Source organism: Nostoc sp. JL34 (assembly GCF_017114945.1).
Classification (GTDB): domain Bacteria; phylum Cyanobacteriota; class Cyanobacteriia; order Cyanobacteriales; family Nostocaceae; genus Nostoc.
The window spans coordinates 18,119-37,514 of the sequence record NZ_JABXKQ010000152.1; the positions used below are offsets into that span (position 1 = coordinate 18,119).

General features: G+C 42.8%; 20 protein-coding genes. 5 read left to right on the forward strand and 15 right to left on the reverse strand.

What is annotated here, in order from left to right:
- Positions 1 to 225: 225 nt before the first annotated feature.
- Positions 226 to 1,008, forward strand: coding sequence for a peptidylprolyl isomerase (locus tag HWQ44_RS27880; RefSeq protein WP_292725224.1), 783 nt, complete (start codon positions 226 to 228; stop codon positions 1,006 to 1,008).
- Between the two features lie 229 nt (positions 1,009 to 1,237).
- Here HWQ44_RS27880 and HWQ44_RS27885 read toward each other — a convergent pair whose 3' ends face one another.
- Complete coding sequence (locus HWQ44_RS27885; RefSeq protein WP_292725225.1) at positions 1,238 to 4,834, reverse strand: NB-ARC domain-containing protein; 3,597 nt, start codon at positions 4,832 to 4,834, stop codon at positions 1,238 to 1,240.
- Positions 4,835 to 5,251: 417 nt separating this feature from the next.
- Between HWQ44_RS27885 and HWQ44_RS27890 the strand changes: the two genes are divergently transcribed.
- Both HWQ44_RS27890 and HWQ44_RS27895 read left to right on the forward strand, forming a co-directional pair.
- Positions 5,252 to 5,998, forward strand: a complete 747-nt coding sequence (locus HWQ44_RS27890; protein ID WP_292725226.1) for a glucose 1-dehydrogenase — start codon at positions 5,252 to 5,254, stop codon at positions 5,996 to 5,998.
- A 104-nt stretch (positions 5,999 to 6,102) separates the two neighbouring features.
- Positions 6,103 to 6,915 carry an alpha/beta hydrolase gene (locus HWQ44_RS27895; protein WP_292725227.1) on the forward strand — a complete coding sequence of 271 codons (813 nt, stop codon included), beginning with the start codon at positions 6,103 to 6,105 and terminating at the stop codon, positions 6,913 to 6,915.
- Positions 6,916 to 7,112: 197 nt separating this feature from the next.
- Here the strand turns inward: HWQ44_RS27895 and HWQ44_RS27900 are convergent, their stop codons facing one another.
- The 8 genes from HWQ44_RS27900 to HWQ44_RS27935 all read right to left on the reverse strand — a co-directional run bounded on the left by HWQ44_RS27900 (position 7,113) and on the right by HWQ44_RS27935 (position 12,132).
- Complete coding sequence (locus HWQ44_RS27900) at positions 7,113 to 7,421, reverse strand: HetP family heterocyst commitment protein (RefSeq protein ID WP_292725228.1); 309 nt, start codon at positions 7,419 to 7,421, stop codon at positions 7,113 to 7,115.
- 65 nt (positions 7,422 to 7,486) lie between these two features.
- Positions 7,487 to 8,578 (reverse strand): T3SS effector HopA1 family protein, encoded by a 1,092-nt coding sequence (locus HWQ44_RS27905; RefSeq protein ID WP_292725229.1) that lies wholly within the window; start codon positions 8,576 to 8,578, stop codon positions 7,487 to 7,489.
- Between the two features lie 79 nt (positions 8,579 to 8,657).
- Positions 8,658 to 9,848, reverse strand: a complete 1,191-nt coding sequence (locus tag HWQ44_RS27910) for a phosphotransferase (protein WP_292725230.1) — start codon at positions 9,846 to 9,848, stop codon at positions 8,658 to 8,660.
- 409 nt (positions 9,849 to 10,257) lie between these two features.
- The gene (locus tag HWQ44_RS27915; protein WP_292725231.1) at positions 10,258 to 10,470 is read right to left on the reverse strand and encodes a hypothetical protein; all 213 of its coding nucleotides are present in this window, start codon (positions 10,468 to 10,470) and stop codon (positions 10,258 to 10,260) included.
- 244 nt (positions 10,471 to 10,714) lie between these two features.
- Positions 10,715 to 10,984 (reverse strand): hypothetical protein, encoded by a 270-nt coding sequence (locus tag HWQ44_RS27920; protein WP_292725232.1) that lies wholly within the window; start codon positions 10,982 to 10,984, stop codon positions 10,715 to 10,717.
- Positions 10,985 to 11,104: 120 nt separating this feature from the next.
- The gene (locus tag HWQ44_RS27925; RefSeq protein WP_292725233.1) at positions 11,105 to 11,374 is read right to left on the reverse strand and encodes a hypothetical protein; all 270 of its coding nucleotides are present in this window, start codon (positions 11,372 to 11,374) and stop codon (positions 11,105 to 11,107) included.
- 114 nt (positions 11,375 to 11,488) lie between these two features.
- A complete protein-coding gene (locus tag HWQ44_RS27930; RefSeq protein WP_292725234.1) occupies positions 11,489 to 11,749 on the reverse strand; it encodes a hypothetical protein in 261 nt (86 codons plus the stop codon).
- Between the two features lie 113 nt (positions 11,750 to 11,862).
- Positions 11,863 to 12,132: a hypothetical protein gene (locus tag HWQ44_RS27935; RefSeq protein ID WP_292725235.1), complete on the reverse strand. Its 270-nt coding sequence runs from the start codon at positions 12,130 to 12,132 to the stop codon at positions 11,863 to 11,865.
- A 434-nt stretch (positions 12,133 to 12,566) separates the two neighbouring features.
- Here HWQ44_RS27935 and HWQ44_RS27940 point away from each other — a divergent pair, with 434 nt between their 5' ends.
- Positions 12,567 to 12,854: a hypothetical protein gene (locus HWQ44_RS27940; protein WP_292725236.1), complete on the forward strand. Its 288-nt coding sequence runs from the start codon at positions 12,567 to 12,569 to the stop codon at positions 12,852 to 12,854.
- 194 nt (positions 12,855 to 13,048) lie between these two features.
- Here the strand turns inward: HWQ44_RS27940 and HWQ44_RS27945 are convergent, their stop codons facing one another.
- The 3 genes from HWQ44_RS27945 to HWQ44_RS27955 form a co-directional block, all read right to left on the reverse strand.
- Complete coding sequence (locus HWQ44_RS27945) at positions 13,049 to 13,285, reverse strand: hypothetical protein (RefSeq protein ID WP_292725237.1); 237 nt, start codon at positions 13,283 to 13,285, stop codon at positions 13,049 to 13,051.
- Positions 13,286 to 13,584: 299 nt separating this feature from the next.
- Entirely contained in the window at positions 13,585 to 15,093 is a 1,509-nt protein-coding gene (locus HWQ44_RS27950; protein WP_292725238.1) for a pitrilysin family protein, read from the reverse strand.
- A 26-nt stretch (positions 15,094 to 15,119) separates the two neighbouring features.
- On the reverse strand, positions 15,120 to 16,763 hold the full coding sequence (locus HWQ44_RS27955) for a pitrilysin family protein (RefSeq protein WP_292725239.1): 1,644 nt from the start codon (positions 16,761 to 16,763) through the stop codon (positions 15,120 to 15,122).
- 151 nt (positions 16,764 to 16,914) lie between these two features.
- Here HWQ44_RS27955 and HWQ44_RS27960 point away from each other — a divergent pair, with 151 nt between their 5' ends.
- Complete coding sequence (locus HWQ44_RS27960; RefSeq protein WP_292725240.1) at positions 16,915 to 17,529, forward strand: TetR/AcrR family transcriptional regulator; 615 nt, start codon at positions 16,915 to 16,917, stop codon at positions 17,527 to 17,529.
- A gap of 125 nt (positions 17,530 to 17,654) precedes the next feature.
- On the opposite strand, the gene HWQ44_RS27965 is transcribed toward HWQ44_RS27960, so the two are convergent.
- From HWQ44_RS27965 to HWQ44_RS27975, 3 genes are all read right to left on the reverse strand, one after another.
- Positions 17,655 to 18,101: a DUF4332 domain-containing protein gene (locus HWQ44_RS27965; protein WP_292725241.1), complete on the reverse strand. Its 447-nt coding sequence runs from the start codon at positions 18,099 to 18,101 to the stop codon at positions 17,655 to 17,657.
- Between the two features lie 68 nt (positions 18,102 to 18,169).
- Positions 18,170 to 18,331 (reverse strand): hypothetical protein, encoded by a 162-nt coding sequence (locus tag HWQ44_RS27970; protein WP_292725242.1) that lies wholly within the window; start codon positions 18,329 to 18,331, stop codon positions 18,170 to 18,172.
- A gap of 182 nt (positions 18,332 to 18,513) precedes the next feature.
- Entirely contained in the window at positions 18,514 to 19,314 is an 801-nt protein-coding gene (locus HWQ44_RS27975; RefSeq protein WP_292725243.1) for a PhzF family phenazine biosynthesis protein, read from the reverse strand.
- Positions 19,315 to 19,396: the final 82 nt, after the last annotated feature.

The following is a 19,396-nucleotide window of genomic DNA, read 5'->3' on the forward strand; positions in this document are numbered from 1 at the left end:
TAATTTTTAGACATTTATATTCTCTAAATATCTAGAAGTATTAAAAAATACGATCTATTTTTTTAATACTAATAAATTTTCATAAACACACTAGATAGAATATCTACGTTATTATTATATAAAGGCAATAATAATATATTAAAGTCCGACATAATACAATTATTATTGTCTCAATAAAACTGATAACACCTATTTATTTAGGTTAACAATTGGAGGAATTATATTATGTCAAATGTATTGACTGTTTCTCCTGATGATATTCTTGACCACATAAAGCTTTCTTGCCAAATACCTAGCGTATTGGAGGCGATCGCAACTCGAAAAATTGTTGAATATGAAGCAAAAAAGGCAGGTATTCAAATTGGTTTAGAAGAACTGCAACACGCAGCAGATAGCCTGCGTTTAGCCAACCGACTGATCAAAGCAGAAGATACCTGGACATGGTTAGAAAAATATCATCTTTCTCTAGACGACTTTGAAGCAATAGCCGAAACCAACCTACTATCTGCCAAATTGGCAAATCATTTATTTGCAGAAAAAGTCGAACCGTTTTTTTATGCCCACCAACTCGATTACGTTGGAGCAGTAACCTATGAAGTTGTATTGGATGATGAAGATTTAGCTCTAGAACTATTTTATGCGCTGCAAGAAGGCGAAATTAGTTTTCAAGAAATCGCTCGTCAATACATTCAAAATACCGAAATACGCCGGGCTGGAGGATATCAAGGAATACGTCTCCGCACCGATTTTAGACCAGAGATTGCAGCAGCCATCTTTGCCGCTAGTCCCCCACAAATTCTCAAGCCAATAACTACTCCAAAAGGAGTGCATATAATTGCAGTTGAGGAAATCATTAAACCTCAATTAGACGAACAGCGGCGACTGAAAATTATCGGAGACTTGTTTGCTAATTGGTTAAAGGCACAAATTGCCGCTATGGAAATAGTGACAAAGCTCACAAAGAATGTCATCCCTCAAGTATCTAAAGATGTGTTAATACAGGCTTAAGTCTGCTTCTAAAAAATGGTTAACAGTCAGTTGTCAGTTATTTTTATAGATATTACTGACATCTGACTACTTAGGTTTTTTTACCTCTTCGTTTGCCATTTTTTCTTACCTGCGTAGACTTACAGTATGGACAATGCACAGTAAAATGCCTCAATTCATCCTCTATTATGCAACGCCGAAGCGATTAAGTACTTATAGAATTCGCGCTCAACTATAAGTCCTTTTCGCCTTAATGCTCAATTGCCCCTAAGGCTTTCAGAGTAGCTTTTTGAGCTTCAGTCAATCCCATTGCTCCTTTGATATTCATGCCTTCATAAAGACGATCGGCCATCAACGTTTTGATACAGCGTCCTGTTGTTACATCCCACAGCTTAATCGTGCGATCGTGACTGCCACTTAATAAAATTTGACCATCAAAGCTAAATACCACTGAAGCAACCCAACGTGTATGCTCTTGCAAGACCTGAAGGCACTGCCCTGTTTGTAGATTCCATAGTCGAATAGTCTGATCGTTACTGCCACTTGCCAAAGTTTGACCATCTGGGCTGATGGCAAGAGTCCAAACACCACCTGTATGCCCCTGCAACACCCGCAGACATTCTCCGGTTTGCAGATCCCAAAGACGAATAGTGTGGTCAAAACTGCCACTTGCCAGCCGTTGACCGCTAGGATCGAATGCCACTCCATAAAGTCCGCCAGCGTGACCCTGTAATATCCGCAGACATTTCCCGGTTTGCAAATTCCAAAGACGAATTGTGTGGTCAAAACTACCACTTGCTAGCCGTTGACCGCTAGGATCGAAGGCGATGGGCCAAACACCGCTTTCATGACCGCGCAGCACCCACAAACAGTGATGAGTCTGCACATCCCATAATCGCACGGTGCGATCGTAACTACTGCTTGCCAGGGTTTGCCCCTTTGGATTGAATAGAACTGCCTTCACAGGTTCAGTATGACCTGATGACCATTGATTGAGATGTCCTGTTTGCACATCCCAGACTGAAATCGATAAGCGATCCTGTCCATTGGTCGCCAAACTTTGACCATCGGGGCTAAAGCTTACAGATGAAGCCCAATTGGTCACTTTGTAGAAGGTTTTGTAGGGACGTGGTGGTAAATTGTCATTAACCTGCAAATGCCACAGGTGGATGGCTTCATCCTGACTGCCACTGGCGAACATTTGACCGTTGGAGCTGAGGCTCAGGGAGCGAATACCACTATTGTATCCGCGCAACGTTTTCAGGCTTTGCCCGCTTTGTAGATTCCACACCCGCACCGTTTGGTCTTGAGTTGCACTTGCCAATAGTTGACCATCGCCACTGATGGCAATTGCAAAAACTTCGTTGGTATCACCGCTAAGAACGTTGATACATTGTTCATCTTGGACATTCCAAAAGCGCAGAGTACCATCGTCACTTCCACTCGCCAAAATATCACCATTCGGGCTAAACGCAATACTCCAAACCCAATTGGTATGTCCATGCAATACCTTGACATGAGGATTTGATTGACGATCGCCTTTGTGAAGTTGCCCACTCCACAGGCGAATAGAGCGATCGTGACTGCCACTAGCCAGCAATTGACCATCCGGGCTGTAGCGCACACAACGAACTCCATCCGTATGCCCCTCTAACACCCCTAGGCAGTTGCCATTCACGACATGCCAAAGCCGAATGGAGGTATCTTTGCTACCACTAGCTAAGGTTTGATTGTCAGGAGAGAAGTGAACCGAGTAAACATTTTTTGTGTGTCCCTGCAAAACATGAAGACATTGCCCCTGTAAATTCCACACTCGCACCGTTTGATCGTCGCCGCCACTGGCTAATCGTTGACCGTTAGGGCTAAAGCTCACTGACCAGACACACCCGATATGTCCCGTAAATATCCGCAGGCACTGACCGCTTTGGACATCCCACAACCTTACTGAAGCATCACTACTACAGCTAGCTAATGTTTTGCCATCGGGACTAAAGGCAATCGACCACACCCAACCCGTGTGTCCTTCAAAGGTAGCTAATAGTTGAGTTGTAGTAATATGCCAAAGATACACCAAGCCGTTTGAATCGCCGACTGCGACGATTTGACCGTCTGGGCTGATGTCGATGGAGACTGCAATCCCTAATGTCTCTGAAAAGATGGACTTGGTTAAATCGGCATTTTGAAAATTGACCCCTGCCAAATTGACCTGCCGCAAGTCGGCTTGCTGCACCACTAGCTCAGAAAAGTTAGAACCACACAAATCCACTTGCAGTTGTACTAGAAGATTGATCAGGTTGCCTGCGAGATATCCTGATTTTTGGCGCTGCATCAGTAGTTGTCTTGCTCTCGTCTCAATTGCTGACACACTCCCAAAACGAGACAGGAGTCGCTCAATTACAGGTTGCACAATTAGCCGCAATTGCGTTTCTCGCACATAATCTTTCGCCTGGACTCGAATCAAGGCATGAGTTCGCAGAAAATCAATCTGAGAAGTCTCAAATTCTTTACAAACCTGCTGAATGAATCGTTCAGTGACAAATTCCATTACAACTGGTTGCGAGAAAAATAACTTATCCGTTTTTTCCAGCAACGATCGCCTCAGCAGTGAGTTAATTAAATTGGGTAGACTCTGCTGACAGACAAGATCGACAACATTTTCCCGGATTTCTGCAATTGAGACTGGCTCACGATGAATCGCCTGCCAGAACATCGCTCTCTGTTCGTTATTGGGTAAGCGATCGAACTGACGACCGAGTAAATGGCGGATGTCTTCAAATATAGAAATCCCCCGATCGAGATAAGTTAAAACCTCTGCAATGCTGCCGTTAAATAAATCTAGGGTGGCGGCTGCCACTAGCTTCAGCGCTAGGGGGTTGCCACCATAATGGTTAATTAGGGTATTCCATTCTGCTTGTGAACCCGTAAACGCTCCCTTTTTTCGGAAGATGGCGCGTCCATCATCGGGTGTGAGTCCACTCAAGAGTAGCGATCGCACTACGCCATCTTCATCTGACATCAGGGCAATTTCGCGTGGCTTTTCTCGACTTGTCAGCAACAAACAACTTTTGTGGGGAGTTTCTCCAATTGTTCTGAGCAATTGTCCGTAATCTTCATAGCCGAGTCGCCACTGTCCCACCTGTTCGCTGTGCAGAAGAATTTCGGCATTATCCAGAATCAATAGACAACGATGCGATCGCAAATACTGCATCAATTTAGAGAACTTTTCATTCAGCGTGGTGGGAATAACTGGATCTTCCCCCTGAATCGGCATGAAAAATTTCAGTATGCTGGTTAAAAGTTCGTCCAACGGTGGCGCATTGCAAAGACTTCGCCAAACCACCATTTCAAATTCTGCCTGCATTTGCAGCGCAGCCTTGATGGCGATCGTACTTTTGCCAATGCCACCGATCCCCTGTAAGCCAACAACGCGGCACTGCTCAGAAATTATCCACTGCCATAGTTGCGCCAGTTCTGTTTCACGACCATAAAACACCGATACATCCCCAGCATTGTCCCAATCTTGTTGGGAATTTGCTCGTTGGATTGACAATGCTAATGGTGCAATGGGGGATGTAAAATCTGTCTTGGTTAATTCCAGCCCAAATCCCCGGAAAAGATATTCTAATGATTGGCGATCTACCCCTAGTTCACGCTTGAAAATCCGGGCGAGAGTATTGAGTGAAAGTCCAGTGCGATCGCTAATTTCTTCTTGTGTGAAGTGCTTGCCCCAGGTTTCTTTAGCTTCCGCCTGCCCCTTTGCCGCTTGAAATCGCTGCCACCCCAAAGGCGATACAATTACTCCTCTCACCCGCCCATAAGGGGAGCTACCGCGCCTAAATTTTGTCACATTGGAGTCCACAGGCAAGTAGGTAGTGCTAGAGGGTAGAGCAAGTCTTTTTCTGCGGGATGCTTCATCTTGACGTAGCCTGCACTTGGCGCTGACGAAAAGTTTAGTGAGTGCAAAGGAGGCGAGCTTTTTTTATCCCTACTGAAGAATATCACGCTTGGTGTCTGTTCGCTCGTGATGAAATGAGTAGAACTTCCATACTAAATTACAGCCGAATTCAGAAGGAAAACAGGCTTTCTCCTTAGCTAATAAACAAAGTTTATGTATTTCAAGCTTCTTGAAATCCCCTGTAAGTTGCATCTTAACTCAAATAACTTGAGTGTTCTTAATTGAATGAAAGTTGAACAATGAAGCATAACCAACATCACTAACCCAGACTTAAAGCTTCCAAACTCAACAAACATAGCACTCACAATCATGAAAAAACTTGAAGGAAAAATTGCAGTCGTTACGGGCGCATCCAAAGGAATCGGTGCTTCTATTGCCAAACATCTGGCAGATGAAGGTGCAGCTGTTGTTGTCAATTACTCCTCCAGCAAAGAAGCAGCCGATCGCGTTGTTGCTGAAATTGCCAGCGCAGGTGGAAAAGCCGTTGCAGTGCAGGCAAATGTTGCAAAAAAGGCAGATATCGAACATCTATTTGCAGAGGTAAAAAAGATATTTGGCACACTTGATATTTTGGTGAATAACGCTGGTATCTACGAGAACTTGCCGATTGAAAATATTACTGAAGAACACTTCCACAAGCAGTTCGATCTCAATGTCCTGGGACTAATCCTGACTTCTCAAGAAGCCATCAAGCACTTTGGCTCGACAGGTGGCAGTATCATCAACATTAGTTCAGTTGTAAGTACTCTTTCACCAGCGAACGGCACGGTTTATAACGCCACCAAAGCGGCTGTCGATGCCGTGACGAGGACTCTGGCAAAAGAACTAGGAAAGCGCAATATCCGTGTAAATTCGCTAAACCCTGGTTTAATCGAAACGGAAGGAACACATGAAATGACGGGATTTCTCGAATTCCGCAAAGTTATCGAATCACAGACTTCGCTTGGTCGTATTGGACAGCCGCAAGATATTGCACCTGCTGCCGTCTTTCTTGCCTCCTCCGATTCAGGATGGATGACTGGCGAAACGCTATATATCACGGGTGGTCTTCGCTGATTTCTATCAGATTGCTTTTGAGGTCACTTGATTAGCAAGGACTTCATTTCAATCCAATCATGCATGAAGACAACACCGCCGATCCCATAGCAAGGAGTTTACAGATGTTACCCAAAAATTCCACCAGGAGTTTGATCGTCTTTGTTCATGGACTTTGGCTTCATGCAGAGTCTTGGAACAATTGGATCGAGTTCTTTTATGAGAACGGCTACGATGCGATCGCAGTTAGCTGGCCAGGAGATTCTAAGACCACTGAGGCAACTCGCAAAAACGCTACTGCCGTCGCGGGCTATGGCGTAACCGAAATTGCTGACTACATTGCTGGACAGATCGAGGCGTTAGATCGCAAACCCATTCTCATCGGCCATTCCTTCGGCGGATTGCTCGTACAGAATCTACTCGGACGGGATCTCGCCACTGCTGCGATCGCTATCGACCCTGCTGCACCTCGCGGTGTGCCCGATCTGCCACTCTCAGCGTTGAAGTCCGCATTCCCAGTTCTGAGCAATCCCTGCAATTTTTGGCACGCCGTATCACTGACTGAACAGCAATTTCGCTTCGGCTTCACCAACGCCGTCTCGGAGCAGGAAGCTAGGGAATTGTATGCAAAGTACGCGATGCCAGCCCCTGGTCGTCCGCTGTTCCAGGCTGCCAGTGCAACCCTCAACCCAAATTCAGCGACCAGGGTAAATGTAACAAACGCCACCCGTGGGCCATTGCTGCTGATCGCCGGCGCAAAGGACAACACAGCCCCGACAGTGATGGTCAGAAGTACGCTCAAGTTGTATCGGAAAAAGTCGAAGGCTGTAACTGAATTTCAGGAGTTCGCCAATCGTGGACACTCGCTCACCATCGACAGTGGCTGGCGGGAACTCGCCGAATACAGTCTGGACTGGTTACAGTCTAAGCACCTCTGAGCGGACGGCGGGATTTATTTGCCAACATTATTGAACCACAGACTCTTCTCGGTCGTATCGGACAACCGCAGGATATCGCCTGCCTATATTCCGCTCTTTGGAGAATGGAGAAATAATTAAAAATCTGGCTGAGGAATAGCTCATGGGGAAACCCTCATGAGCAAATAGCGTGCGGATTCTAACAGTGTAGGAGTATGTCACTTTGGACTACGTTTAGTACTACCCCCTTGAATCCAGGTTGACTCTAGTTTAAAAAGTCCTAAATTCCCATAATCAGTTTGATGACGGTTTGTTTTGCGAAATAGGCAGTTGTTTTTGATTAATCGAATGTAGGTGCGGCAGGGTATATATTCGAGAGGATTGTAACCACCAAAACGTAAAATTAAGACACAAGCCCAGGAATATTTGCCGACGGAAACAGCTTTGACTATCTGTTTCAATTCTTCATGAGTAAAGTTTAATTTGCGATTTAATTGTTCATTAGACTGGGAAAGTTCTTGAGTCATATAATTACCTCGTGAGCGAAAATATAATCTTAAAATCAGGAATCAAGAGGATCATGTCCAGGAGTTCAGAGATTCAAGGAAGTGTAAATATCATCCGAATTGGCATTGAGGTAAGGACGTTGTAATTCAATTTCCCACAACGAGAAATGTCTGACAATTGCTGCCATCCTATCTGCTGGCGTATGATTCCCTAGATGCCAAGCCTCAAGCAAACCATTAGCAACAATTTGGCAGCGGTTTGTACCAAAACTTTCTTGGTCACCAAATTTGCGGTCTGGTTCTTCAGCGATCGCCATCCCTGGTGCTACCATCTTAGTAAATAAAGGTACTTGCTCCTGAAAATGCAATTGGTTTTCTCTATATACCCTCTCTAAGACTGGATGAACAAGTTCATAGTGTTTTTTGTCAAAATAAAGCACTGCTGAGTCGTAACGCCCATAATCGGAAGGGTTGTACAATGCTTTAAATGAGAAAGCAATGGATATAGCATTGAGTTGGGTAGTCAAACTATTCATGACTGCAACTGAACCTTCTGGGGTCAAATTGAAGTAGACACGTACCAGAGTTTGATAATTTCGAGGCATAGCTGCATTCGCAATTGCCATATAAAATCCGTTTTGTACCAAATTTTTAGGCATTTTGACTGCTACCGAGTCACCGATATTAGCAGCTTGTTGTAAGATATTGGGTTCAATGTGCAGCCTCAAACCGTTCTTATGCACCACCAAAGTACCATCTATGTCTTCTTTTAGAACCAGCCAATCATGATTCCAGTAACCTAGACCTCTGTTATTTTCATGTAAGCGATCGTAAAAAGCTATATCTACGCCGAATAACGTATTGTTTTCGAGATTTTGGTTCAAAGCCAAATTTGTTGCTGCTGCATTGGATGACAAAAGACTTTTCGACGAGCCGTTGTAGTAGAGAGCGTAAAGTAAACTACGTAGTTGATAACTCAAAAACTTATTTTGGAAATCTAGAGATAATTGCTGAAAGTGAGGGACTACCGATTCTGGTACTTCCACTGCCTCAAAGTCTGGATGTCTAATACAATAGTGGGACTGGATTTCAACCTGATGAACAATATCTTGTAGTGATGTCTGCAATGACTCTGGAATATCTGACAGTTGATTTGCCAGCGAATCTAATAGTTGCATAAGATTTTCCTGTCAATGATGTAGAGAGATTAGGGACAGACAAACAAAAAATGTTTGCGTCCCCTCTTTGACTTTGAATTTATTTTGAAGCGGCAGATAAGTTAATGGGAGAGAGGACTGATGCCTCTACACCAAAAATTGTTGGTATGGATGCTTCTGGACGGCACAATAAACTCTTAGCAACTTGGAGTATGCAAATACCTTTATTACCAAAGGTTTTTTCGTGCTGAAGTTTGGCTTTAATAGCTTTAATCAAAGCCAAACCGCAAAACTGCATAACCCTCTGTAAGAAATCAGGACGATGTTCTAAAATTTCGGGGAAAGCAGTGAGATAAGCAGTCACCAACTCTCTAATAGAAGGTTGGAGCAGATGTAGCGGAGTTGTTGCTAGGCGTAAAGACTCTTGAATCGCCATCATTTTACTAGTAATCATGCTATGTAGCCAAAGTTGTAAGTAGCTGGCTATCAGTGTTCCTAAATCACTAGCTGGATCTCCCCAAGCGCCACGTTCCCAATCAATCAATCGAATAATACTCTCATCTGAAGAGGATTGACCAAAAGTAGCTTCTTCCCAACTCAGAGAGAGAAGAATATTGTTCAGTTTCAGATCGTTATGGGTTAAACAAGATGGGGTGAAGGCATTACTCAACTCTGCGATCGCCTGTCCTAAACTATCATAACGTTGATAAAGAGATAAAAACTTTAGCCCATCAGTAGGTAACTTACCAAAAACTGCCGGGGTAACTCTATCCATTCCAAGATTCAAGTTAGGAGTTCCTTGGCTGAATATATTTACCTTTTGGAAAAACTCCTGATAGTCTTGACGGTTAATAGTTCGGCGATGAACTGATGCCAAGGTAGTTCCAACAACCTTGGCAATCTCGATGGGAAATAAATTCAAATTCTTTTCTACATAAAAATCCATCAAATCCCGATAGTTCGTTAGATAATTGAAAACAATGATGGAATTATTTGCATCAAAATGTACTACCTCTGAAAAAGATGAGCGAATATCGGTTAGTTCTGGGAAAGTTTGTAAAAAATTGTGAACTCGCCATTCTTTTAAAAACTCCCCATCTGTCTTGCCTTCTCTTTTGTGAGGCTCTTGCTTAATTAGGAGTTTCCGCTCATCTGGCAAGCTGATTAATAAATTAAAGTTTTTAGCAGGTATTAGATCGATTTTGATCAATAACTTTTCATTTTGAGTACATAATCCCTGAAGAGTTAGGTAATCAAAAGCATTTTGAGAACTCAACGAAAATGATACCATAGCTTTAGATCAGTGTCAATTTTAACAACTAAAACTTCTTGCATATTTAGAAGACATTTCTTAATAGATTAAGAACCTATGATATCTGTCTAAATATGTCTGGACTAATCAAACAAGACCTATTTTTGTCTTCGACTGTACGAATCACTAATCAAGAAAATGTTCAAACAAGTCTAGGAATGTTTAGTTTTTAAGCTAAAAAACATCTAATTTGCATAAGAGAATTAAGCATAATTCTTGTAGAGTGGGCATCTTGCCTGCCCTAATTATGCAAGTTATATGTGAAACAGTTTCTAATGGATGTATAATCCTCTTATTTGATTTTTGCGAAGCTAGGTACACATCTATTTCCTTCTTTCCTGTTCCATCCCTACACAAGTAATTTCAGTAACAAAATCTGATTGCTAAATTATTGAGTATTGAATGATTTTGCTAACTCTGCAACTTCATGGATAGTAAATGCCAACAATACAAAATTTAGATTTTTCGCACCATAATTCAAAAGCTGAGAAAGATCATCATCTGCACCAGCATATATAGATACACAATCCACGTTGTTCACCTTTATAAGGAAACTTTCTGAATCATCTATATACAGATCAGAAATGGTAATTTTTGACATGGATTTATATTCCCAAGAAACATTGATTGATCAATTAGTAAAGGTGAGCCGACTTAAGCATTAATTACTTAATAATCTAGCTCCGTGGTCAGGTAAAAAACTAATAAAATTGATCAACTGCTCTAATTGAGCTTGATGAAGCAATACACAGCTTAATCTGAGGAGCTAGCGATTAAGCTGTGTATTGCTTAATCGCTAATTCCAAAAGTCCTACAGAGCAATGTTGCTCAGTAGTTAATTACAATTACAAGTAAGTATCACTGTCGCTGTATGACTTGACGATGTGTGCAGTCAAGCTAGCTCCAAAGGCTAATAGTCCAAACTCTTGTCCCTTAATGCCGTAAGCTAAAAGTGGGTCTAGACCTTCGGCAACGCTGGAAACATCACCACCACCACCACCACCACCATAAATAGTGATGGAATCTACATTGTTCAAGTCATTGAGGAAACTTTCAGAATCTTGGAACAGTTCAGAACCAGTTGTATTTAGTTGGGAAAGAGCGATACTCGCCATAATTTTCTCCTAAAATAATTGTCACAGTTCAGCAGAATTTGGTTGCGATTAAACTGTGTATTGCTTAATCGCTAATTCAAAAAGTCCTACAGAGCAATGTCGCTCAGTAGTTAATTACAATTACAAGAAAGCATCAGTGTCGCTATATGACTTGACTATGTGTGCAGTCAAGCTAGCTCCAAAGGCTAATAGTCCAAACTCTTGTCCCTTAATGCCGTAAGCTAAAAGTGGGTCTAGACCTTCGGCAACGCTGGAAACATCACCACCACCACCACCACCACCATAAATAGTGATGGAATCTACATTGTTCAAGTCATTGAGGAAACTTTCAGAATCTTGGAACAGTTCAGAACCAGTTGTATTTAGTTGGGAAAGAGCGATACTCGCCATAATTTTCTCCTAAAATAATTGTCACACTTAGAACAGATTTGCTAGCGATTAAGCTGTGTATTGCTTAATCGCTAATTCAAAAAGTTTTACAGAGCAATGTCGCTCAGTAGTCAATTACAAGAAAGCATCAGCGTCGCTATATGACTTGACGATGTGTGCAGTCAAGCTAGCTCCAAAGGCTAATAGTCCAAACTCTTGTCCCTTAATGCCGTAAGCTAAAAGTGGATCTAGATTGTTGCCAACATCAGAAACATCACTATCACCACCATAAATAGTGATGGAATCTACATTGTTCAAGTCGTTGAGGAAACTTTCAGAATCTTGGAACAGTTCAGAACCAGTGGTATTTAGTTGGGAAAGAGCAATACTCGCCATAATTTTCTCCTAAAATGATTGTCACACTTGAGCAGATTTGCTAGCGATTAAGCTGTGTATTGCTTAATCGCTAATTCAAAAAGTTCTACAGAGCAATGTCGCTCAGTAGTCAATTACAAGAAAGCATCACTGTCGCTGTATGACTTGACGATGTGTGCAGTCAAGCTAGCTCCAAAGGCTAATAGTCCAAACTCTTGTCCCTTAATGCCGTAAGCTAAAAGTGGGTCTAGACCTTCGGCAACGCTGGAAACATCACCACCACCACCACCACCACCATAAATAGTGATGGAATCTACATTGTTCAAGTCATTGAGGAAACTTTCAGAATCTTGGAACAGTTCAGAACCAGTTGTATTTAGTTGGGAAAGAGCAATACTCGCCATAATTTTCTCCTAAAATAATCGTCGCAGTTCAGCAGATTTGGCAGTGATTAAGCTGTGTATTCCTTAACTGCTGATTTCATTTTTATTTGTAAATTTTATAAAAATCAAGCTTATAAACCTGATTGGTAAGACATAAATAAATAGGTTGCGTCTTTCTTTATGGTTTTATTTAATTAGTGATAATCATAAAATTTTTCAGGTTTATAGACTACGGGATAAACTGGGACTATTACAGCACGACGTAAATCCAGCCACCATCTCAATTAACTAGACAAGGCGCTTAAGCCACTTGGCAAACTAGTAAACTAGTATTAATATAATTGCTTTAGATAAGCTAGGGAGGCGTGGAGGCGAATAATTATGATTACTAATTCTTCCATCTAGCCCCGAATAATCACAGATTTTATAAATAACTTTCTTTAATCGAATTATGTTTGGATTTCAATCCGCTTGGGTTAGCGCCAAAAACCTTAAACTGTGTAGGTTTGGGAGCCACTGTGCCCTTGCGGTTTCCCGACTTGTACCATTCCGGGGAAGCAAGCTACGCGCAGCGTCTCCCCTTCTCTCAAAGGGAGAAGCAAGTGGCGTTTGAGGAACGAAACCCAACATTTCCGGGGATTTGTTGGGTTGCGCTTTGCTTAACCCAAGCTACAATTTTCCAAACAGCCAAGCGTATTGGTTTAGATTTATGTATTCAATTAATGGCAAAAATATTTAAATAAAAATCGTGCGCTCTTAGATTAATTAAGAGCGCACGATTCTAACGACTATGAAATTATTCTTGCTCAAAATTGTTCAGGACTTACGCGAAAATTGCTAAAAAGCTTAATTTATCGAACCGCCATCGCGCAGCGTCTTGCAGAGAAGGCACCAAGAGCGCTGATAATTTGTAGACTGTGTGTAAGTCTTATTGTTCTCAAACACTAAGTTGCTGTCGTAGATCTACTATTTGTTCCTCTACATTATTTAGCCAATTATTAACACTCTCACTTAGTTCTTCTTTTGAAAGAATGCCAGAAGTATCTCCTTCGAGTTTTGTTTTTGTTTTTCTTCTTCCACCCTCTACAGTTCTCATTTCCCAAGTAGTTAGTTCAGTGAGTCGATTTTCGTCACTATTAGGATGTTGTAGGTCTGATATTGTTATTACTGCCATTTCCTTGTCTCCACAAACATAATGAGATTAGTTAATCCATCCTGGAATAGCATGAAGCTATAAATCAATAATTCCTCTCTTCTATTGTGTAATTCTATTTAAAAAAATCAAGCGCTTTAGAATAAAATTCTAGACAAAAATACTTGAAATATGTCTATAAAAGAGGTGTTTGGTATTAGTGAGAGTTAATGAATGCCTTGTCATACCTTTTTTCTTTAAAGTTGATGCCTATAAGTCAATCCAGATGAAAAGAGACACGATATATCGCATCTCTTCAGGTTTGGTGGTAGTTCGCAGGATTAATTTTTGGCTTGTGGCTGCGAACCAGGAATTGTCACATCTATTGGTGTCACCTGTGCAGCTAGCTGCGTCAATGGCGGTTGAATGGCTGCTTGATTCCCCACCACTAGAGTCACGATCTTTTCTGGTTTGAGGTATTCTCGTGCTACCCGTTGCACATCAGCAGCCGTGGTGGCGGCGACAGCTTTTTGATAGCGAAAGAGAAAATCAGCAGGATAGCCGTAATATTCGTATCGCATCAACCGTGATAAGGTTTGGCTGGGGTCTTGAAAGTTGAACACAAAGGAGTTGAGTGTAGACTCTTTGGCAAAAGCGAGTTCTTTTGCTGTCACTCTTTGAGTTTGGGTGCGCTTGATTTCAGCTTGTAAGGCTTTGACAAACTGCACGGTAGCATCCGATCGCGTTTGTCCACCAGCAATAAATATGCCAGGATAGTCGAAACGGGGACTCCACTGGCCATAGACAGAGTAAGCTAAACCTTGGCGCGATCGCAATTCATTAAATAAGCGTCCACCAAATCCATTTAACACCCCATTCAATACATCCAGCGCTGCATAATCGGGATTGTCGAACCGTCCACCCAAATGCCCAATCAGCACACTACTCTGCGTCAGTTGTGGCTGATTGACAAAAAAGACTCCACCTGTATTAGCTGGCGAAACCTTTGGTAATGTGGGTTTAGCAATACCTGGGTTGCGGTTCCAGTCGCCAAACTTAGCTTGAACGAGCGATCGCATTTTCTTGGCATCAAAATCCCCCACAATCCCTAAAATCATATTATTGGGGTGGTAATATTGCTGATAAAACTTGAGCAAATCCTCACGGGAAATTTGATCTACAGTTGCATACTCTATGGTGCGAGCATAAGGACTATCTTTGCCATAGATCAACTTCCGAAATTCTCGACTAGCAATCCCATCTGGATCGTCATTGCGACGCGCAATGCCACCCTTAGCTTGTGTCTTAGCTAAGTCTAGCTTTTCTTGAGCAAATGCTGGCGATCGCAGCACCTCTGCAAACAGCCCAAACACTGTTTCTAAATCTTCACTGAGGGCGTCAAAGCTGGCACTACCAGCAGCTTCACTAATACTAGCTTCCACCGAAGCCGCGCGTTGTTCTAGTATCTCGTTGAGTTCATCAGCCGAATGCTTCTTAGTTCCCCCAGTTCGCATCACCGCGCCTGTAAAACCAGCTAAACCAACTTTCTCTAATGGTTCCAAGCGATTGCCTGTCCGCACAAACGCCGTACCATTCACCAACGGTAACTCATGATCTTCCATCAAATAGACAACCAGGCCGTTTTGAAGCACAAACCGCTCATACTTGGGTAACTTGATCTCAGGTAGCGGTGGCAATTGCAACTCTGTGTAATGTTTTGCCTCAGCTGTCGCCGCCAGAGAAAAATTACAAGTTAAAAGTAAACACGTAAAAACAGCAACCAAAGCATAAATCAGACCCTTCCCATTTTGGATTTTGAATTGTTTACCCTTCACCTTATACCTCTGCATATCTCTCTTCCTTTGCGGTTCGTTTTTCATCCTTCTTTCGACAACAGCTTCCCAATCGTGCGATTTTTCGGCGTAAAAGTCTCCTTTGCCACCCGCTCAATATCAGCCGCTGTCACCGCCGAAATGTCATCCAACTGCTTAAACAAATTCCGCCAAGAGCCAGTTTTCACCTCATATTCCAACAATTGTTGAGCCATTCCCATATTGGAATCGAGGGTACGTAACAAACTCGCCCGTGCTTGGGTTTTCACCCGTTGCAAATCAGCCATAGCTACAGGCTCAGTTTTTAATTTGTCAATTTCTTGGCGCAAAGCCACCGCCAACTCATCAACTGTATGACCAGGAGCCGTGAGAGCATAGAAAAAGATCAGGTTTGGGTACTTATCTCCAGGAAATCCACTGTAACCTTGAGCATTTAGCGCCAAACGCTGCTTTTCTACCAAAGACTTATACAACCGCGACGTGCGCCCATCACTTAATAAACTGCCAATGATTTCATAGACGGCATTATCTGGATGAGTCACAGCCGGACGATGATAACCTTCTAAATACCAAGGTTGAGAAGCTAGCTGTAAAGTAACTTCCCGTGTTTGTTGTTGTGGCGGTTCCACCGGGATTTGTTCAACAGCTTTGGTTTTGGCTTGAAAGCGGCCAAAATAAGTTTGCGCCAGTTTTTTCACCTCAGCCGGCTTGACATCTCCGACAATAGCGATCGCTAAATTACTTGGTACGTAGTGAGTATCAAAAAAATTCTGGACATCTTCTGGTGTCAGATTGCGGATATCTTCGTCATAACCAATCACCGGACGCCTGTAGGGATGGACTTTATAAGCTGTATCGATAAATTTTTCCACCATCAATCCAATGGGTGAATTTTCCACCCGCATCCGTCGCTCCTCTAAAATTACATCTTTCTCTTTATAAAACTCACGACGAATTACCGGATCGAGAAATCGCTCCGACTCCAACGACATCCAAAGTTCTAGCTTATTGGCAGGAAAGCTGTAGAAATAACGGGTGGCTTCAGTAGAAGTATTGGCATTTAAACCCACACCTCCCGCTTGTTCGACAATTTGCCCCAATTCGTTTTGCTTGACTAGTTTGGCTGCTTGCAATTCCACTTGCTCAAACTCAGTTTGTAATCGAGCAACCTCAGCTTTTTTGCCATCGGCTTTCGCTGTTTTAATTTGGGCATTCAACTGCTCTAAGGTGTCTAGTAGCGGTTTTTCTTTTTTGTAGTCTTGTGTACCAATGCGCGTCGTACCTTTAAACGCCAAATGTTCTAGAAAGTGAGCTACGCCAGTTTTGCCATTTGTCTCATCTACACCACCGACATTTGCATAAGTAAGAAAAGAAACCACGGGCGCTTGATGCCGTTCCAAGACAAGGAATTTTAGACCATTGTCGAGGCGAAACTCCGTTAACTGCTTGATGACTCGATCCAAATAAGGTTGGATCGAACTTTGAACTGGCGGGGTTTGAGATTCGACTTTTTGAGGAGGAGGTGCCGTCTGAGTTTGAGCTAGAGCTACTTCTGGTAGTAATCCCCACAAGAGAACGCTCAAAGTCAACAAAGTGACAAACAACCGCCGCAATATGACAGATACTTGATCTGACCAATCCAAAATCCCCAATTTAAAATCCCAAATTGACCGACTGCTCTGGTTCATAAGCGAAAATTAAGATAAAGTTACATTACCTAAATAACAGGATACTTAGCAAAAGGGCGTTAATCTTGTATTAAGCTTTCAGTGGGTCTTTGTATTTGACATTAGACAATAATGCTACAAGTCCTGTTACGGATATCTAACCATAACTGTTATGCGAGTTTTTAATTCTTCCCCGCCCTCCGAGGCTCAGACGCGCACCCGGATTTTAGAGGCAGCACAACGGTTGTTTGCCTCTAAGGGATTTGATGGTACTACCACCCGCGACTTAGCACAAGCAGCAGGTGTAGCTGAAGGCACTCTATTTCGTCATTTTCCCAATAAAAAAGCAATTTTAGTGGAAGTAGCCACGAGTGGCTGGGTAGAGATTCTCACCGATTTGCTGACAGAATTAAGTGAAATGGGCAGCTATAAAGCCGTAGCTCAGGTGATGCGTCGCCGGATGTGGAATTTCCAAAAAAATGCCGATTTGATGCGCGTTTGTTTTATGGAGGTGCAGTTTCACCCCGATTTGCGCGATCGCATTCAATTAGAAGTCATCACCAAAATGACCGATGTCGGCGAAGCATTCTTTCAAACAGCGATGGATAAAGGTATTTATCGCCAAGGGGATGCCAAACTAGTTGCCAAAGTTTTCTTAGGAATGTTTGCGATCGCAGGTTTTTCCAACAACACCATCATAGAACCTGACGCTTCCCCCCAAGAAATGCAACAAATGGCCGAAGGACTCGCTGATATCTTCCTTAATGGTGTTTTAGCCAAAGAGTAGAGAGTGGGGATTGGGGATTAGGGATTGGGTATTGGGCATTGGGCATTGGGCATTGGTTATTGGTTATTAATTCTGCTCCCCCTGCTCCCCCTGCTTCCCCTGCTCCCCCTACTCCCCCTACTCCCTCACTCCCCACTCCCCACCATTTTCGCTTGCTGACTCCACTGTTGTACTAGCTCAATCGCTGGACATAAATCTCGTCGCTGCATTGTTGCTACCTGCAAGCGCATAATTTGTTGGTGCAATCTATGAGTGGGAGTCTGAGCCAACTGTGGTACAGAAGCAATACCCGCATGGAGCAATAAACCACAATATTGTATGCCTACACTGGGAATACGGGCCAAGTCAGCCAAAGCCATCCATTTGTTTACATATTGAAGATGAATCTGTAGTTTGTTTGCCAACACTAGTCTTTCTTCTAGAGTCTTGCCTTGTTTGATTAGCGCTACTGTGCTAGTAATCCCAAAATTTTGTAGTTGAGATTGTTCCTCGTGTCCCAGTCCTGGTAATTGCTCTATTGGCCAGTCACGAGATTGGATAGAACTTCTACTATCTTTGTGTTTAGCAGACATTTTTAAAATTAAAATATAGGCTTGTTTGAATATTCATTGTGACAGTTGCGAATGGCACAAGTACGCTCTTACTGTTTAGTATTTGTATTGCTGTGCCATTTTAACCCAACCTCTGGCAATGCGATTGTATCGACTAACAATGCCATTGCATCGACTAACAATGCAATTGCATCGACTAACAATGCCATTGCACCGACTAACAATGCAATTGCATCGACTAACAATGCCATTGCATTGGTGGCGTTGCTGAATGAGAATATATTTGTAATATTGAACCGAACGATTAGAATCGCATCTAAACAAACTAAGTCTCAGGAAGTGAACTAACCTAAAAGCAAGGGTTTCAAAGCCTGTGTAGGCAAACTTTGTTCTTGTAGCCGCGATTTTAATCGTTTGATGCAAAATATCGATTTTATGCGGTGATTAACTCACCTCGCATAACAGTAAAGGCTTGTCCAGCGAGAAAGACGCGATCGCCTCCTGTATAGCGTACTTTTACCACGCCACCGCGACTAGAAGCCTGATAAGCCAATAACTCATCTTTGTGCAAGCGATCGCGCCAGAAGGGAGCGAGACAGCAATGGGTGGCCCCAGTCACCGGGTCTTCATCAATCCCTAAACCTGGTGCAAATAAGCGAGAGACGAAATCATATTGAGAATCAGAGTGCGTCAGGCTGGTGACAATGATCTCAGAAATCGGTAATGTTTTCAGGATTTGAAAATTTGGCTGTATTTGCCGTACCAAATCTTCAGATTCCAATTCCACTAAATAGCCAAAGGAATTCAAGAAAACAGATTTGTATGGTACACCCAAAGCAGCCTTGAGTTCTCGCGGGGCGACTGTTGCTTGTGAGTGATTCACAGGAAAATCTAACTCAATCCACTCACCTTGCAATTTAGCAATCAGCACTCCACTTTTGGTGTAGAAACGCGCAACTTCCTTTGGTGACAGATACCCCTCTGACCAAAGTACATGGGCGCTAGCTAAAGTTGCATGACCACAAAGCGGCACTTCCACCGTGGGCGTAAACCAACGCAGATTAAAGCCATCATCCTGTCTTACAAGAAAAGCCGTCTCAGATAAATTCATCTCCTGTGCCACATTCTGCATCCAGCGCTCGTCTTGGGGAGTAGGCAAAACACACACAGCAGCAGGATTCCCTGCAAATGGCGTATTGGTAAAAGCATCAACCTGAGTAATGATTTGTCCCATTAGAGTCACCTTGAAAATTGGACAGCAATATATTTATCAGGAGTGCGTTAAACATTTATGCCAACCGTTACCATTCTTTTTA

What these genes read in the sequence shown, in the direction of transcription:
- HWQ44_RS27945 (WP_292725237.1), bottom strand. Translation starts at nt 13,285, where the DNA reads ATGGCAGTAATAACAATATCAGACCTACAACATCCTAATAGTGACGAA.
- HWQ44_RS27915 (WP_292725231.1), bottom strand. Translation starts at nt 10,470, where the DNA reads ATGTCAAAAATTACCATTTCTGATCTGTATATAGATGATTCAGAAAGT.
- HWQ44_RS27935 (WP_292725235.1), bottom strand. Translation starts at nt 12,132, where the DNA reads ATGGCGAGTATTGCTCTTTCCCAACTAAATACAACTGGTTCTGAACTG.
- HWQ44_RS27905 (WP_292725229.1), bottom strand. Translation starts at nt 8,578, where the DNA reads ATGCAACTATTAGATTCGCTGGCAAATCAACTGTCAGATATTCCAGAG.
- HWQ44_RS27910 (WP_292725230.1), bottom strand. Translation starts at nt 9,848, where the DNA reads ATGGTATCATTTTCGTTGAGTTCTCAAAATGCTTTTGATTACCTAACT.
- HWQ44_RS27890 (WP_292725226.1), top strand. Translation starts at nt 5,252, where the DNA reads ATGAAAAAACTTGAAGGAAAAATTGCAGTCGTTACGGGCGCATCCAAA.
- HWQ44_RS27970 (WP_292725242.1), bottom strand. Translation starts at nt 18,331, where the DNA reads ATGGCATTGTTAGTCGATGCAATTGCATTGTTAGTCGGTGCAATGGCA.
- HWQ44_RS27955 (WP_292725239.1), bottom strand. Translation starts at nt 16,763, where the DNA reads ATGAACCAGAGCAGTCGGTCAATTTGGGATTTTAAATTGGGGATTTTG.
- HWQ44_RS27975 (WP_292725243.1), bottom strand. Translation starts at nt 19,314, where the DNA reads ATGGGACAAATCATTACTCAGGTTGATGCTTTTACCAATACGCCATTT.
- HWQ44_RS27880 (WP_292725224.1), top strand. Translation starts at nt 226, where the DNA reads ATGTCAAATGTATTGACTGTTTCTCCTGATGATATTCTTGACCACATA.
- HWQ44_RS27925 (WP_292725233.1), bottom strand. Translation starts at nt 11,374, where the DNA reads ATGGCGAGTATCGCTCTTTCCCAACTAAATACAACTGGTTCTGAACTG.
- HWQ44_RS27900 (WP_292725228.1), bottom strand. Translation starts at nt 7,421, where the DNA reads ATGACTCAAGAACTTTCCCAGTCTAATGAACAATTAAATCGCAAATTA.
- HWQ44_RS27895 (WP_292725227.1), top strand. Translation starts at nt 6,103, where the DNA reads ATGTTACCCAAAAATTCCACCAGGAGTTTGATCGTCTTTGTTCATGGA.
- HWQ44_RS27930 (WP_292725234.1), bottom strand. Translation starts at nt 11,749, where the DNA reads ATGGCGAGTATTGCTCTTTCCCAACTAAATACCACTGGTTCTGAACTG.
- HWQ44_RS27960 (WP_292725240.1), top strand. Translation starts at nt 16,915, where the DNA reads ATGCGAGTTTTTAATTCTTCCCCGCCCTCCGAGGCTCAGACGCGCACC.
- HWQ44_RS27950 (WP_292725238.1), bottom strand. Translation starts at nt 15,093, where the DNA reads ATGCAGAGGTATAAGGTGAAGGGTAAACAATTCAAAATCCAAAATGGG.
- HWQ44_RS27965 (WP_292725241.1), bottom strand. Translation starts at nt 18,101, where the DNA reads ATGTCTGCTAAACACAAAGATAGTAGAAGTTCTATCCAATCTCGTGAC.
- HWQ44_RS27920 (WP_292725232.1), bottom strand. Translation starts at nt 10,984, where the DNA reads ATGGCGAGTATCGCTCTTTCCCAACTAAATACAACTGGTTCTGAACTG.